Below are 15,647 nucleotides of genomic sequence, written 5' to 3'. Positions count from 1 at the left end.
ATGGGCAAGGTGCGGCGCTATGCGGTTGTCGGCGGTACGTCGGGCATGGGCTTTGCGCTCGCGCGGTTGCTCGTCGAGCGTGGGGACAGGGTGGTGATCGGCGGGCGCGACCAGGCCCGGCTCGCGGAGGCGGCCGCACGGCTGGGTGATCGCGCCGAGGCTCGTGTCGTGGATAGCGGGCGGGAGAGTTCGCGCGAGGCCTTTTTCGACGGCCTGTCCGATCTTGCGGGCCTGTTCACGCCGGGCGCGAGTTATTCGACGCCGATGTTCCGCGATGGCGAGGCCGGGGCAGTGAAGGCACTGTTCGACGCGAAATTCTGGGGCCAATATTGGACCGTCCATGCCGCGCTCTCCGCGCTCGCACCTGACGCCGGCGTCGTGCTGATGGCGGGGACCGCGTCGATCCGGCCGACCGGTTCGTCTGCTTATGCCGCCTGCAACGCCGCGATCGAGGGGCTCGGCCGCGCCTTGGCGCGCGAGTTGGCGCCGCTCCGCGTCAACACCCTTTCACCGGGCATGATCGACAGCGAGCTATGGCGCAACAGACCTGACGAGATACGTGACCCGATGGTCGCGTTATGGCGCGAACGGACGCTGACGGGCCGACCCGGCACAGTGGCGGAAGCTGCGGGCGCCGCGGCCTTCCTGCTCGATAACGGCAACATCACCGGTTCGACCATCTATCTCGATGGCGGCTGGACGTTCCGCTGACCTGCGAAGAGCGCCCCCTTTTTTGAACGAGAGCGATATGGACCCCGCCTATATCCTGACCCTGTCCTGTCCCGACCGGCCGGGTATCGTGACCAGCGTGACCGCTCATCTCTATGGCTATCTGGCGAACATCGTCGAGGCGGCACAGTTCGAGGACACCGAGACCGGCCGCTTCTTCATGCGCGTGATGTTCACGCTGCCGGGCGGCATTGATGCCGCGCCGGTCAGCCAGAGCTTTGTCGGTGTCGCCGATCATTACGGTATGACCTGGAGCCTTCGTCCCGTCGATGAGCGCCGCAAGGTGCTGCTGCTCGCCTCGAAATTCGACCATTGCCTGGTCGACCTGCTCTACCGGGTGCGGATCGGCGAGCTACCGATGGACGTGGTCGGAATCTGCTCCAACCATCCACGCGAGACCTATGGAGAACTCGGCGACATCCCCTTCCACTATCTGCCGGTGACGCGCGACACCAAGGCGCAGCAGGAAGCGCGGATAAAAACGCTCGTCGAGGCGAGTGGCGCGCACCTGGTCGTGCTCGCCCGCTACATGCAAATCCTCTCCGACGACCTCGCCGCTTTCCTCTCTGGGCGCTGCATCAACATCCATCACAGCTTCCTGCCCGGCTTCAAAGGCGCCAAACCGTATCACCAGGCCCATGCACGCGGCGTGAAGATGATCGGTGCGACCGCGCATTACGTGACCACCGACTTGGATGAAGGGCCGATCATCGCCCAGGACGTGGAACAGATCAGCCATGCCGATTCCCCCCAGGCCCTGATCCGCAAGGGGCGCGACATTGAGCGGCGGGTGTTGGCACGCGCGGTGCGCAACCATCTCGAGGACCGGGTGCTGATAAACGGTACCAAGACGGTCGTCTTCGCGGGTTGAGCGGCGATGGCCGAACTCATCGACGGTAAGGCGATCGCCGCGCGGATCGAAACCGACGTCGCCGAGGGCGTCGGCAGGCTGGCACGCGAGCAGGGCTATGTGCCGGGCCTTGCCGTGGTGCTGGTCGGAGAGGACCCAGCGAGCCTGGTCTATGTCGGTCGCAAGTCGCGCAAGACCCGGGCGCTCGGCATGCGCTCGATCGAGCACCGGCTCGCGGCCGACGCCAGCGAGCGCGAGCTTCTCGGATTGATCGGACGGCTCAACCGCGATCCCGTGGTCCATGGCATTCTCGTCCAGCTCCCGTTGCCAGCGCATATCGACAGTGCCCGCGTGCTCGACGCGATCGACCCTCGGAAGGACGTCGATGGCTTTCATCCCGTCAATGTCGGACGCCTGTCGACGGGGACGGGAGGGCTCGTTCCCTGCACGCCCCTCGGCTGCATGCGCCTGCTCGACACCGTGATCACCGACTATCGCGGCTTGAAGGCCGTCGTCATCGGCAAGTCCAACATCGTCGGCAAGCCGGTTGCGATGCTGCTGCTCGAGCGCGAATGTACGGTCACGGTCTGTCACATCTTCACTCGTGACCTGCCCGAGATCGTGCGCGGCGCCGACATCGTCGTGGTCGCAGCGGGACATCCGGCGCTGGTCAGGGGCGATTGGGTAAAGGCCGGTGCAGTGGTGGTCGATGTCGGCATCAATCGCATCACCGCCGTGGACGGAAGCAGCCGCCTGGTCGGCGATACCGTCTTCGATGAGCTGGGTCATGCCGCCGCGATCACGCCTGTTCCCGGTGGAGTGGGGCCGATGACCATTGCCTGTCTGCTCAGCAATACACTCGAGGCGGCGCGCCGCGCGATCGGCCCAGCCACCGGACACGTCCGTTGACCGGCCTCCCGCTCTCGGACCTTGTCGTCCTCGACCTGACCCTTGCCCGTGCCGGTCCGACGGCGGTCCGCCATCTGGCCGATTGGGGCGCCGCAGTGGTCCGGATCGAGCCGGTGACGCGCGACGGCGACGAGCACCGCGATATGCCGGACTTCCAGAATCTCCATCGCAACAAGCGGACGATCAGGCTCGACCTCAAGGCGCCCGATGGCCTCGCCCTGTTCAGGAGGCTGATCGAGACCGCCGACGTGCTGGTCGAGAATATGCGTTCCTCGGTCAAGCATCGACTTGGCATTGCCTGGGAGGACGTCCGGGCGATCAATCCGCGGTTGGTCTATGGCAGCATCAGCGGGTTCGGGCAGACCGGCCCCTATGCCGACCGTCCCGCCCTCGACCAGATCGCTCAGGGCATGAGCGGGCTCATGTCGATCACGGGGACGCCGGGCGGCGGGCCGATGCGGGTCGGGATCGATATCGCCGATCTGACGGCGGGCAATCTGCTGGCGCTCGGCATCATGATGGGGCTGCACGAGCGCGCGCGGACCGGGGAGGGGCGTTGGGTCCAGACCAGTCTGCTCGAAGGCGCGCTTTTCATGCTCGACTTCCAGGCCGCGCGCTGGCTGATGCAGGGCGATCTTCCCGACCAGGCAGGTAACGATCACCCCATCCATATTCCCGCCGGCGTCTATCCGGCGAGCGACGGCCACATCACCATCGCGGCAAGCTCGCCACGACTCTGGCCGCGCTTCTGCGAGGCCATGGCCCGCGCCGACTGGATCGAGCGGCCGGACTGGGCGACGCTCGCCGGACGCAGCGCGGCGCGACTGGCGATCAACGCGGCGATCGCCAAGGTCACCATTGCGGAGCCTGCCCGTCACTGGATCGAACGGCTGACCGCCGCCGGCATTCCTTGCGGCCCGATCAACTCGATCGCGGAAGCCTTTGCCGATCCGCAGGTCCGCCACCTAGCGATGGCGACTCCCGTCGACCATCCGCGCCACGGCGTGGAATGGCTGGTCGCCTCGCCGATCGGCTTTGCTGACCTCCCGCGCTGCATTCGCTCGGCGACCCGCGATGCTGGCGCCGACACCATGGCGGTGCTGGGCGAGCTTGGGATCGACAGCGCCGAGATCGAGCGCTTGTGCGCGGCGGGGATCGTCTCCTGAGCTAGCGGGCGGTAGCAATGATCCGGCCGAGGCGCGGCGCCAGGATCAGCAACAATACCGCGACCAGCGCGCCATAACCGGCGACCTGTAGGAAGGTCGCGCTATAGGTCGCCGGGAGTGACGGATTCGCGCCGCCCGTGAACGTGGCGGCGGCGATCCGTCCGCCGATATAGTTCCCGGCCGACAGGCTGAACAGCCACAGCCCCATGATCAGTCCGGAGGCCTTGACCGGTGCGAGCCGCGACATGGTCGCGTACCCAGGCGTCGCGAGACAGAGTTCGCCCATGGTCTCGAGCAGATAGGCGAGGGCGAGCCAGAGAAGCGACAGCTTGCCACCGTGCGCGACGTTGGCGGTGGTCATCGCCAACAATGCGAAGGCCGCTGCTGCGAGCATCAGGCCGGCCGCGAATTTATAGGGAGGCGCGGGGTCGGCGCCGACCAGCCGCAAGCGTCGCCACAGGATTGCGAACAAGGGCGCGCCCATCAGGATGAAGAGCGCGTTGAAGAATTGGGTCTGCGCGGGCTGCAAGGTTACCCAGCCCAATCTAAGGTCGACTGCCTTCGCCGCGAGCACATTGAGCGTGCTGCCGCCTTGTTCGTGCAGGCTCCAAAAGGTCGCGGCTGCGAAGATGAGGAGCAAGGCGACGAGCAGGCGGCGCCGCTCATCGGCGTCAGCGGCATGGCGGACGTGACGCAACAGCGCGGCAAGCCCGACCAGGAGGATGGCCGCCAGCAACCAGCCGACCGAGTCGGGATTGCGCAGCAGAAGGAAGGCGGTCCCGGCCAAAGCAATCGGCACGGCCAACGTCGCCGCGAGCAAGGTTGCGCCCGAGCAAGGCGGCGCGGCGTCCGACGCCCGCCCGGCTAGCGCCATGGTGACGAGGCCAAGAGCCATCGCCGCGCCCGCGGCGGCGAACCCATAACGCCATCCATAAGCATGGCCGAGATATCCGCAAATCAGCGGTGCCAGCGCGGCACCGGCGTTGATGCCGATATAGAACAGATAGAAACCCGCCTCGCGGCGCTGGTCATCGCGGGCGTAGAGATTGCCCACCCGAGCCGAGATCGATGGCTTGAACAGCCCGGTGCCGGTCGCGATGCAGGCGAGCGCGAGCGGCAAACCGATGTCTTCGGCCGTCGCGCTGCCCGCCACATCCTGAACCACCATCAACCCATGGCCGAGCAGAACGATCGCGCCGCCTAGAAAGGCTAGGCGGCGGGTTCCGAATATCCGGTCCGCAAGGATGCCGCCGGGGATCGACATGCCGAATGCCATGGCCGCGAAGGCGCCATAAAGCGTGGTGGCGTCGCCACTCGGCATATGCAGGCGGTCAATCAGATAGAGGACGAGCAGCGACCGCATCCCGTAAAAGCCGAACCGTTCCCAGAGTTCGGAGATGATCAGCGAGCCTAAGCCCTTGGGATGGTCGAACAGGGTCCGGGCGGCGTTTGACGTCGTATCGCTTCTCATCGCGTCTCCCTCGCGTGGCCGGGCCGCTGCTCTTCGCCGGTCACAGCCATGGTCGCCTCGGCGCGGGGCTGAAGCTTGCCCGGGCCGGACACGCGCTTGGCGTACCGCGCCCCAGCAGGCGCGGGCGATCCCGGGCGGAAAGATTGTGTCTGCCTGGAGCAAGCGACCTGGGCGGCGATCCCTAGCCTGTAACGAAAGTGCAAAAAGCCACGAAGGGGTAGGAAGTATGAGACAGGGATTTCACGCCGGACGGACTCGTCGATATGCCGTCGCGGCATCGGTGATCGCGCTGGTCGCCGCGACCGCGGTGCAGGCGCAAACGGCGCCGCCGCCCGCCGAGCCGCCGGCGGCTCCCGAACCGGCCGCCGCCGACCCCGCATCCCAGGAGATCGTGGTCACCGGTTCGCGTATCCAGCGTCCCAACGAGACCCAGGCGACCCCGATCACGACCGTTTCCAGCGATGCGATCGCCAGCCGGGGTACCGTCAACATCGCCGAGGCGCTGTCCACCGTTCCGGCGGTCGCCTCGAGCCGCTTCTCGGCCTCCGGGGCGCCGCGCGATCAATTCCTCGCCGGCCTCTACACGATCGACCTGCGCGGCCTCGGCAATTATCGCACCCTCGTGCTCGTCGATGGCCGTCGCTATGTCTCGAGCCTGCAAGGCGGCTCGGCGGTCGATGTCAGCACCATCCCGACCGACCTGATCGAGCGTGTCGATGTGACCACCGGCGGCGCGTCGGCCGTCTATGGGTCCGACGCGGTCGCGGGCGTCGTCAACTTCGTGCTCAAGCGTAATTTCCAGGGCGTCGAATTCCGCGCCCAGGGGGGCATCAGCCAGCGTGGCGACGGCGGCCAAGCCAAATTGGGGTTGCTCGCGGGCACCAATTTCGCTGGGGGACGCGGCAATGTCACTCTCGATCTGAGCTACGACCAGACAAATGAGGTCGATGCGGTGGATCGCCCCTTCTCGGCGGATGGTGTCCTCGTCTCCAATCCGCAGCGACCCGATCTCGCTGTCTTCGGGCCGGCTTCCTATACGTCGGCACAGACCGCGCAGGGCGTGTTCGGCCTCAATGGGACGACGATCGCAGGATCGACCATCCGGCGCACCGTTCTTCCCGATGGGACGGTCGCCACGGTCAACGCCGCGCGCGATGGCGTCAACCCGAACAAGTTCGTCATCATGTCGCTGCCGATGAAGCGCTATCTCGCCGATCTGCGCGGCCATTTCGACGTCAGCGACACGATCTCGCTGTTCGCGGAAGGAACCTATTCCAAGAACGATTCGATCCAGCAGCTCGACCAGACCTATGTCGCGACGGGCCGGATGAACATCGGCGGTCCGACCGGCCTGCCGATCACCATACCCGTCAGCAATCCGTTCATCCCGGCCGCCATGCGCGCGCTGATCCCGGCCGGCCAGACGGTGATTTCCGTCGCGCGCGATCTGCCCGAATTCGGCGGGCGGCGGATCACCTACGGCCGCCAGCTCTATCGCTTCGTCGGCGGGATCGACGCCAAGCTGCCATTCCTCGGCGATAGCTGGAAGGCGAATGCCTATTACGAATATGGCCGTGCCCAGCTCGATGAGACGATGCTCAACGGCTATAACACCGTCCGGATGGTCAACGCGCTCAACGTCGTGTCCAACGGCGCTGGCGGCTATATGTGCGCCGATGCCGCGGCGCGGGCGACCGGCTGCATCCCGGTCAATCTGTTCACCGGCCAAGCGCTGACGCCGGCTGAGCGTGCCTCCCTCTATCAGGACGCCCGAATCCACTCGTATAACGAGCAGCAGGTCATCTCGGGATCGATCACCGGCAATCTGCTTCGCCTCCCGGGCGGGCCGCTCGGTTTTGCCGCCGGCGCCGAATATCGCCGTGAAAAATCGGCCTATCAGCCCGACGACAATCTGCGGCGCGGCACGAGCTCGCTCCAGTTCAGCCAACCTACGATCGGCGCCTTCGATGTGAAGGAGGTCTATGCCGAACTGAGCGCGCCGCTGCTCGCCGACCTGCCGCTGATCCGGAAGCTGGAGATCGAAGGGGCGGTGCGCTACGCGGATTATTCGAGCACCGGGAGCGTCACCGCCTGGAAGTTCGGCGGCACCTACGAGCCTTTCCGTGGGCTGAAACTGCGGGGTGTCTATTCGAAGGACGTCCGCGCGCCGCAGATCCTCGATCTGTTCAGCGGGGCACTTCTCAACCGTGCGAATGTGATCGATCCCTGCGCGGGCGGCGGAACGACCGCAAACCATGCCTATTGCTCCACCCAGCCTGGGGTTGGCCCAGGCTTCGCGCCGCCATCGCCGACGCCGGTGCAGCAGATCACCGTCGGCAATCCCAACCTGAAGCCCGAGCTCGCTCGGACGCTGACGGCGGGTGCGGTGATCCAGCCGGGCTTCCTTCCCGGGCTGACGCTCACCGCCGACTATTTCCGGATCAAGATCGATCAGGCGATCACGACGCTCGATACCCAGACGGTGATCAACCAATGCGCGGCGACCAATGACCCGCTCTATTGCTCGACCGTCATCCGCGACCCCTCGACCGGCGTCATCGTCCAGAACAACACGGTGCCGCTCAACGCGGCGAGCCAGAAGCTCGAGGGGATCGACGTCGAGCTGAACTACAACCATTCTCTGGCCAACGTCCTGGGTGGCCGGCTCGGCGACACGATCGGGGCGACGGTCAATTACACCCATCTGATCCGATACGAGCAGAGCCCCTATGCCGGAGCACCGCCGATCCTGCTACGCGGCCAGCCTTATTATCCTTCCGACAAGGCATCGGCCAATGTGACCTACAAGAATGGCGCTTTCGATCTCTCGGTGACCGAACGCTATATCGGCAAGGTCTACCGGGTCGTCGGTGCAAGCTTCGCGGGCAATACGGTACCCGCTTATTGGTACACCGATCTTCAGATGCGCTATTCGGTGGGCAAGGCGTACGCCTTCTATATCGGGGCGCGGAACCTCACCGACAAACAGCCGCCCTTGTTCCCGACGCCCTATGTCGGGACCTCGACCGGCACCAACACGGCATCCGCCGTCTACGATGTGATCGGGCGGTATTTCTACGCCGGCGTGAACGTCAAATTCTGATGATTGCCGCCCCGCCTCCTTCGAGACGCGGGGCGGCTCCTTTTTGGGGGCGGCACATGCGACGGGACATGCTATTGCTGGGTCTGGCCGTGGCGGGGCTGGGATCATCCGTCGGGGTCGCCGCGCGATCGCGCCACGCCTGGGCGCCGATCGATCCGGCGCGGCTCTCCGCGATCACGCGCGTCCTGGCGTCCGACGCCTATGCGGGCCGCGCGCCGGGAACGCCAGCGGGCGAACGGAGCGTCGACTATATCATCGCGCGCTTCAAGGCGCTCGGGCTGAAACCCGCCGGCGAGAAAGGTGGCTGGACGCAGAAGGTCCCGCTGGTCCGCAACGAGATCGGGACGCCCTCCAGATTGGCGATCACTGTGGGCGGCCAGGTGCTCCCACTCGCCGTGGGCCGGGAAATCGCGCCCAAGACCGCGCGCCCGGGCACCCGTGTGGCGATCGACGCAGCGCCTATGGTGTTCGTCGGCTATGGCGTCGCCGCCAAGGAACGCGGCTGGGACGATTACAAGGGCGTCGATCTCCGGGGGAAGATCGCGGTCTTCCTGGTCAACGATCCTGATTTCGCAGCGGAACCCGGCGAGCCTGTAGCCGGTCGCTTCGGCGGCCGGGCGATGACCTATTACGGGCGCTGGTCCTACAAATATGAGGAAGCCGAGCGCCGCGGTGCGGTCGGCGCGCTCATCATCCACGATACGGCCGCTGCCGGCTATGGCTGGAACGTCGCCAGCAATCTCGCCGGGGGCACCTATGACGTGGTGCGCGCGCCGGGGGCGCGGCAGGCGCTCGAGCTGCAATCCTGGATCAGCGCTGATCTCGCCAGGACCCTGTTTTCGCGTGCCGGCCTCGATCTGGCCGCGCTCGAGCGGCAGGCGCGCAGCCCGGATTTCCGCCCGGTCGCGATCGGCGATGCACGCTTCACGATCGATGCCCCTGAGCGCAGCGAGCGGATCGAGAGCCGCAACGTCCTGGCCAGGCTCGACGGGCGCAAATACCCGCGCGAAGCCCTGATGTTCGCGGCGCATTGGGACGCCTTCGGGATCGGAGCGCCCGACGCGCAGGGGCGGACGATCCGCCCGGGTGCCAGCGACGATGCGCTTGGCGTCGCCGGTGTGCTGGAACTCGCCCGCACCTTTGCGGCGGGGCCGCGGCCCGAGCGCTCGCTGATCTTCGCGGCCTGGACCGCCGAGGAGCGCGGATTGCTGGGCTCGGAGACCTATGCGCTCCATCCGGTCCAGCCGCTCGGCACGGTCGTCGCGAACTTCACGCTCGACGTCCTGCAGACCGCCGGGCTCGCGCGCGACGTGGTACTGGTGGGCGCCGGGCAGAACGACCTCGAGGACGATCTTACGCGTGCGGCGGCCAGCCAGGGCCGGGTGGTCACGCCGGACAGCGAACCGCAGCGCGGCCTGTTCTACCGCGCCGACCATTTTTCCTTCGCCAAGCGCGGCGTGCCGACCCTGTTGCTGATGAGCCTGGCCGGTGGCCAGGACCTGGTGAAGGGGGGAAGGGCTGCCGGCAATGCCTGGGTCGCCGACTATACGGGGCGCTGTTACCACCAGCCATGCGACGCCTGGTCGCCCGACTGGGACCTGCGCGGCGCGGCGAGCGATGTCGCGCTGGTCTACCGGATGGGGCTCACGATCGCCAATTCGCGGCGCTGGCCGCACTGGCGGCCAACCTCCGAATTTCGAGGGTTACGCTGATGGCGCCCTATCCCCTGAATGTCCCGGCGCGCGACGCCGTGACGTGGCGCAAATCAGCGCTCTCGAATCCGATGCCCGACGCCGCTGCCCTGAGCGGTGTCGGCTCGCGCGCCGGCCGGGTGGCCGAGGCGGATGTCCAGGCCCTTAGGGGCTAAAGGCTTCGGCGCATGCCTCCAGCATGCTTCTTACACCCGGCTTGGCGCCGCCGCCTGTAGCAGGGCCGGCGGCGGCTGAGGCGCCGCCGGCTGTGGGACCTCAGGCCTTGACTGCTTTGCGCGCGGTGATCCAGCGGTCGATCGAGAACGGGCCGGGCCCGAGCAGTATGAGTGCCGCGATACAGGCGATATAGAGAAGGTCGGTCTCCGTGCCCGGCGGCCCGAACTTGGGTCCGTCCGCCGTCACCGCTATCAGCTTGATCGACGTAAACCCGAACTGGATGTGGACGGTGAGCATTGCCACCAGCAGCACCGCGATCATGGGAATGCTCCACAAGGCGACGAAGGCGCCGGCCAGGACGGACAGGCCGCCGACGATCTCCACGAGGATCGTGAGCCACGCCATCAGATGCGGCATCGGCGTGCCGATCGCCTCGACGATCCGCACGAAATTGTCCGGTCCTTTCTCGAGCTTGGCGAGGCCGTGCGCGAAGAAGCCATAGCCGACGATCAGGCGCAGCGGGATTCCCGCCCAGCGAGCGATCGCTGGGCTGGTGGGAAAGGTGAGATTGGTCATCATTGATCCTCTTTTTCGGAAATCGGGAAGCTCCGCCCGGTGTCGCCAGCGTCATCCGTCTTCAGGCGACAACTGCCGCTGCCCATGCCCCGTCACGAGAGCGGGGCGAGGCGACCTCGCCCCGATCCCTCGGACATGACGGACATTGTGGCGGGCGGCGTGGTCTTCCGATCGGGGTTGAGCCTTATTGGCTTCCCCAGTTCGCGGATCGAGCGGCGGACGTTACGTTCCGCCGCAAAAAAATCACCAGCGCAGCAGGCGTGGTCCGAGAAGGGCGCCGATCGCCGTAGCCAGCAGGATGCCGAGCGAATACCAGGTGAGCACGAACATCGCGGACGCCTCCGGGCAGTGCAGGCAATAGATCGTGGCAGCGAATGCGCCCGATGCCAGGCCGGCGGTGGCGCCCGTCGCCCTCAGCCGAGTCGGTGCCAGCGAGCGGAACGACCAGAGCAGGCCGAGAAACACCGGCACGGAAAGGGCGAGGATCAGCCAGGGGCAGATCCGCCAGCTCTTGCCCAGCCAAAGTGCGAGCCAGGCGGACGACGGCGCGCCGCTCAGGTCGGCCACGCCGACCACGGCGAGGAGGAGGACGGGCAGGGTCGCCAGCCATAGCCAGCGGATCGACCCGGCGTCCGGCCGCGCGAGCTGGCGGGTCGCGGTCAAGGCGAGTGCCGCGAGCGACATCGTGTAAGCGGCCTTCATCCAGAAGATGGAGCCGTGGATAGCCGCGCCGAGATCGGGACGCAGGCCGAGGCCTGCGGCCATCACGGCGGCCGAGACGATCGCGCCCAGGAGAAGGCCCCGGGCGAGACGTTCGCCGACAGCCCGGCGCGATACGGGAGCGACGGTGCCCGAGAGCTGCGCGATCAGGTCGTCCGTGGTCATCGAACCTCCCCCTGCACGCGCGCGATCAGCGCTTTGAGGCCGCGATGGACCGAGACCTTCACATCGGACTCGCCAAGCCCGCCTGCGGCCGCCGCTGCCTCGGCGACACTCAGGCCATCGATCCGCGTCGCGCGGATCACGTGCGCCTGTTTCGGCGGCAGGGTGCCGAGCAAGGCGGCGACGTCCATCTCCGCGCTGATTGGCGCCTCGAAGTCGCGCGCGACGAGCTCGTCCTCCAGTCCATCGATCGGCTGGAGCCGGCGTTTACGGCGGAAATGATCGATCATCTTGTAGCGGGCGATCGCGAACAGCCAGCCGGTGAACGGGCGGTCGCGGTCATAGGTGGCGCGGCGTCCATGCACCGCCATCAGCGTTTCCTGCACCAGATCCTCAATATCGTCGTCGTCACCGCGCGCCCTGCGACGGTAGAAGCCGCGCAGCAGCGGCACGAGCAGGCGCAGTAGAGCGGCGTGGGCGGCGGCATCGCCGTCCAGCCCACCGATCATCAAGCTGCGCAACTCATCCTCGTCCGCCCGCATCTGCACTCCTCGCATCCGGAGTTCGGCATGGCCACCGCCGCGGTTACACCCACGATCGAAATATTCCTGATCGTCCCTGTAACCTGAAGCGGATGCCGACCGAAATCACGACTGTGATGCGGGACTTGCCCTCCTTCTCCCGGTCACTGCGCGGCCCGGCCGTCCTCATCCGGGCCGCGCACCCCTGTCAGGAGCGCGCGGCGAAGGCAATCCAGGCACCCTGAAGACGAGCGTTCTTGCCGAGGAGGGGCGTCATGGTGCGCTCGGTGTTCCGAGGAGGCCGTCGATCGGTCCGATGTCGTTGCCCACGAGTGCTGCTTCCTGGCCTTCGGGGCGCATCCCGGCGCCGGATCATAGCGCGCGGTGGGAGGATACACCCTTTTCGAAAGCGGGCTTGATCGCCAGGAAGCGGTCGTCCAGCGCCGCCGGGTCGTCACGGTTGAGCCCGATCATCGCTTGACGCTCGGGACCGCCTCGCACCACCGAGATCGCGTCCGCGGCGATGCCGTCGACAATGGCCTCCGCGACCGCTGCGGCCGGCTCCAGCGAGAAGCCGATCTCGGGACCAGCCCGGCTCGTGGCCATCATCGGTGTGTCGGTGCCGCTCGGATACGCCGTCAGCACATGCACGCCTTCGCCCTTGAGTTCGCGGCGCAGCGCTTCGCCAAAACTCGCGAGCCCCGCCTTGGCCGCCGCATAGGTCGCGTAGAAGGGCATGGCGACGAGTGCGATCGCCGACGTGACATTGACGACCATCCCTCCACCATCGGCGCGCAGCGCAGGCAGCGCCGCGCGCGTCAGCAGGATCGGGGCGACCAGATCGACCTCGATCATGGTCCGGATCTCATCCTCCGCGATGTGCTCGAGCCGGCCCGCGCGGACGGCGCCCGCGTTGTTGACGAGGATGTCGAGCCCTCCCATCGCAGCGATCGCGCTCGCCAGCGTGGTGGCACGGCCCTCCTCGGTGCCGACATCGGCGGCCGTGCCGGCGACGTGGGTGGTGACCCGGCCGAGCTCGGCGACCGCAGCCCTGACTGCGTCCGCCCTGCGCCCGGTCAGGAAGAGCTGTGCGCCGCGCGCGGCGAGGACGTGTGCCATCGCCAGTCCGATCCCGCTGGAGCCACCGGTGATCAGGATCCGTTTGCCTTTGATCTCCATGAACGCCTCCTCAGGCCTGCGCCGGATAGTTGGAGGGGAAAAGGGCTCGCTTGGTCTCCTCGTCGATCTCGCGCTTGAATGCATGGTCGCTACCCACGCGTCGCGCCCGCTCGACCGCCGGCCGTGCGCTGACCTCGGCGTGCCAGCGCTTGATGTTGGGGTAGGCGGCGAGTGGATCGTCGGCGCCCGGCAGGACGAATCGCGCCCGCTCGATCCATCCCCAGGCCGCCATGTCGGCGATGCTGTAGGTTTCGCCGACGAGGAAAGCGCGGCCGGCGAGATGATCTTCGAGGACCTGATAGTGCCGCTCCGCTTCGCGGCGATAGCGATTGACCGCGTAATCGAGCCCTGCCGGCGCCATCCGCTGGAAATGCACCGCCTGCCCCGAGAAAGGGCCGAGCCCCGACGCGATGAAGAACAGCCACGACACAAGCTCACCGCGATCGGCCTCCGCGCCGAGAAAGGCGCCGTGCTTCTCGGCGAGGTACAGGAGGATCGCGGTGGAATCGAACACACGCGTTTCGCCGCCCGGGCCGTCGGTGTCGACGATCGCGGGCACCTTGCCATTGGGGTTCACCGCACGAAAGGACGGCAGATGCTGCTCGCCCTTGCTCGTATCGACCGGCACGACCTCATAATCGAGACCGAGCTCTTCCAGAAGCAAGGCAACCTTGAGCGGATTGGGGGTGGGGTGGAAGTAGAAGCGGATCATGGTTCTGCTCTCCTCGAGGTGATGGTCATGCGATTTCGGCGATCATCTGGTCCTGCAGCCAGACGGCCAGATATTGGCCCGCTTTCTCGACCGCCGCCTCGACCCCGATCTCTCCGGCCAGGCGGTCGCAGAGCCGGGCAAAACTCATGCCGGAGGTGGCGAGCTGCAGCGCGGCCAACTCCTCGGTCTCGATCGTCGCGAAATGCGGCTGAAGGCCGACGCGCCAGACCCGGATCCAGCCGGGCTGAGGAAGATGCTCGGCGGCCGGCACCGTCTCGCCGCCGGCGATCGCGGTCCAGATTGCGCCGCAATTCGTATGGACCGGGAGCAGGTCGAGCGTAGGCACGAAGCGCAGCACGGCCTCGTCCCAGTCGATCGCTACAAGCGAGGCCGGATCCAGCACCGACGCGTCCGGCCCGTCGAACGCCCGCCGCAGCGCCCAGTCGAGCGCGGCGATCTCGGCAACCTCCGGATCGTCCGGGTAAAGGCCGGCGATCGTCTCGGCGAAACCGATGCCGTACTCGCCCAGGGTCCAGCTCGCCGGCGGATGCCCGGCGACATGATGGTACGCGGCGGCCTCGAAACGCTCGTCGCCGAGCCAGGCCCATAGCCGCTCGTAACTGTCCTTGAGGCAGGCGACCAGCTGCGCGCCATAGGCGTTGCGATAGACGGCGAGCCCGGCCGCGCCATCGGCGTCGAATGCGGTCCCCGGGTCGCGCGACGGATCGAGCAGAAGGTCGAGAAAGCCGCGCTGCAGTTCGGCCAGCGTCATGCGGCGGCGGCCGTCACGTTGGCGGCGATGCGGCGGGCGATGGCGAGTTCTTCGAGCAGCGCGTCGAGTGCCGGGATATTGTCGTCGCGCTCGATCATCGCCGCCACCGGCCCGAGCCGAGGGTAGATCCGGGCGAACAGGTCCCATACGGGGTCGGATACGGGCTGGTCATGGGTGTCGATCAATCGGTCGCGCCCCTGGCTGTGCCCGGCGAGATGGATTTGGCGCACGCGGTCGGCGGGCACGCCGGCGAGATAGTCATAGGGGTCGAAGCCGTTATTGGCGCCGCTCACATAGATGTTGTTGACGTCGAGAAGCAGATAGCAGCCGGTGCGCCGCGTCATCTCGGCAAGGAACGCCCATTCGGTCATCTGGTCATCGACGAAGGTGAGATAGGTTGAGGGATTCTCGAGCACCAGCGGCCGCTCGAGCACATCCTGCACGTGAAGGATGTTGCGGCAGACCGTGTCGAGCGCCTCGTCGGTGAGCGGCAAGGGAAGCAGGTCGTGCGAGTTCACATGCTCCAGCCGCGACCAGCTCAAATGATCAGAGATCCACAAGGGACGGACCCGGTCGGCGAGCGCCTTCAGGCGAACGAGATAATCGGCCCGGACGCCGTCAGCGGATCCGATCGACATGGACACGCCGTGCATGGCGATGGGCCAGCGCTCGCGGACCTGGTCGAGGACATGAAGCGGCCGGCCGCCGGCGACCATGAAGTTCTCCGAGATGATCTCAACGAAATCGACGGGCACGGGCTCGCTCAGATACTGCTGGAAGTGTGGGATCCGGAGGCCGAGCCCGAAGCCCTGGAACGGCGTGATCGTCTTGGGCGGCACGAGGAACTCCTTCAGTTGTGCCGGGCCCGGACAAGGGGGAGGGGAAAGGCCCGGCACATAACCCTGTTCG

14 protein-coding genes are annotated in these 15,647 nt (G+C 66.8%); 6 read left to right on the top strand and 8 right to left on the bottom strand.

Annotated elements, in window-relative coordinates; genetic code table 11:
• Genes SMA01S_RS05865 through SMA01S_RS05850 form a run of 4 tightly spaced genes read left to right on the top strand, consistent with a single transcriptional unit; the run spans position 1 to position 3,654 of the window.
• A complete protein-coding gene (locus SMA01S_RS05865; RefSeq protein WP_066819135.1) occupies positions 1 to 711 on the top strand; it encodes an SDR family oxidoreductase in 711 nt (236 codons plus the stop codon).
• A 37-nt stretch (positions 712 to 748) separates the two neighbouring features.
• A complete protein-coding gene (gene purU / locus SMA01S_RS05860; protein ID WP_066819133.1) occupies positions 749 to 1,600 on the top strand; it encodes a formyltetrahydrofolate deformylase in 852 nt (283 codons plus the stop codon).
• Between the two features lie 6 nt (positions 1,601 to 1,606).
• Entirely contained in the window at positions 1,607 to 2,488 is an 882-nt protein-coding gene (folD, locus tag SMA01S_RS05855; RefSeq protein ID WP_066819131.1) for a bifunctional methylenetetrahydrofolate dehydrogenase/methenyltetrahydrofolate cyclohydrolase FolD, read from the top strand.
• Entirely contained in the window at positions 2,485 to 3,654 is a 1,170-nt protein-coding gene (locus SMA01S_RS05850; protein WP_066819122.1) for a CaiB/BaiF CoA transferase family protein, read from the top strand. The genes folD and SMA01S_RS05850 overlap by 4 nt, the downstream gene beginning before the upstream one ends.
• A 1-nt stretch (position 3,655) precedes the next feature.
• Here SMA01S_RS05850 and SMA01S_RS05845 read toward each other — a convergent pair whose 3' ends face one another.
• Positions 3,656 to 5,125 (bottom strand): peptide MFS transporter, encoded by a 1,470-nt coding sequence (locus SMA01S_RS05845; RefSeq protein WP_084250125.1) that lies wholly within the window; start codon positions 5,123 to 5,125, stop codon positions 3,656 to 3,658.
• A 226-nt stretch (positions 5,126 to 5,351) separates the two neighbouring features.
• Between SMA01S_RS05845 and SMA01S_RS05840 the strand changes: the two genes are divergently transcribed.
• Both SMA01S_RS05840 and SMA01S_RS05835 read left to right on the top strand, forming a co-directional pair.
• Positions 5,352 to 8,228: a TonB-dependent receptor gene (locus SMA01S_RS05840; RefSeq protein WP_169804195.1), complete on the top strand. Its 2,877-nt coding sequence runs from the start codon at positions 5,352 to 5,354 to the stop codon at positions 8,226 to 8,228.
• 56 nt (positions 8,229 to 8,284) lie between these two features.
• Positions 8,285 to 9,940 (top strand): M28 family peptidase, encoded by a 1,656-nt coding sequence (locus tag SMA01S_RS05835; protein WP_245649170.1) that lies wholly within the window; start codon positions 8,285 to 8,287, stop codon positions 9,938 to 9,940.
• 255 nt (positions 9,941 to 10,195) lie between these two features.
• Here SMA01S_RS05835 and SMA01S_RS05830 read toward each other — a convergent pair whose 3' ends face one another.
• The 7 genes from SMA01S_RS05830 to bufB form a co-directional block, all read right to left on the bottom strand.
• Positions 10,196 to 10,675, bottom strand: coding sequence for a DoxX family protein (locus tag SMA01S_RS05830; RefSeq protein WP_066819113.1), 480 nt, complete (start codon positions 10,673 to 10,675; stop codon positions 10,196 to 10,198).
• 240 nt (positions 10,676 to 10,915) lie between these two features.
• A complete protein-coding gene (locus tag SMA01S_RS05825; protein WP_066819110.1) occupies positions 10,916 to 11,557 on the bottom strand; it encodes a DUF1109 domain-containing protein in 642 nt (213 codons plus the stop codon).
• A complete protein-coding gene (locus SMA01S_RS05820; RefSeq protein ID WP_066819107.1) occupies positions 11,554 to 12,096 on the bottom strand; it encodes a sigma-70 family RNA polymerase sigma factor in 543 nt (180 codons plus the stop codon). Before SMA01S_RS05820 ends, SMA01S_RS05825 begins: the two co-directional genes overlap by 4 nt.
• Positions 12,097 to 12,447: 351 nt before the next feature.
• Complete coding sequence (locus SMA01S_RS05815; protein WP_066819105.1) at positions 12,448 to 13,254, bottom strand: SDR family NAD(P)-dependent oxidoreductase; 807 nt, start codon at positions 13,252 to 13,254, stop codon at positions 12,448 to 12,450.
• A gap of 10 nt (positions 13,255 to 13,264) precedes the next feature.
• The gene (locus tag SMA01S_RS05810) at positions 13,265 to 13,966 is read right to left on the bottom strand and encodes a glutathione S-transferase family protein (RefSeq protein ID WP_066819103.1); all 702 of its coding nucleotides are present in this window, start codon (positions 13,964 to 13,966) and stop codon (positions 13,265 to 13,267) included.
• A gap of 25 nt (positions 13,967 to 13,991) precedes the next feature.
• A complete protein-coding gene (locus SMA01S_RS05805; protein ID WP_066819092.1) occupies positions 13,992 to 14,738 on the bottom strand; it encodes an HvfC/BufC N-terminal domain-containing protein in 747 nt (248 codons plus the stop codon).
• Complete coding sequence (gene bufB, locus SMA01S_RS05800; protein WP_066819090.1) at positions 14,735 to 15,577, bottom strand: MNIO family bufferin maturase; 843 nt, start codon at positions 15,575 to 15,577, stop codon at positions 14,735 to 14,737. The genes SMA01S_RS05805 and bufB overlap by 4 nt, the downstream gene beginning before the upstream one ends.
• Positions 15,578 to 15,647 lie beyond the last annotated feature (70 nt).

Source organism: Sphingomonas mali NBRC 15500 (assembly GCF_001598415.1).
Taxonomy (GTDB): Bacteria; Pseudomonadota; Alphaproteobacteria; order Sphingomonadales; family Sphingomonadaceae; genus Sphingomonas; species Sphingomonas mali.
Note: the sequence above shows the minus strand (reverse complement) of the source record. Positions and strands in the feature narration are given on the sequence as shown.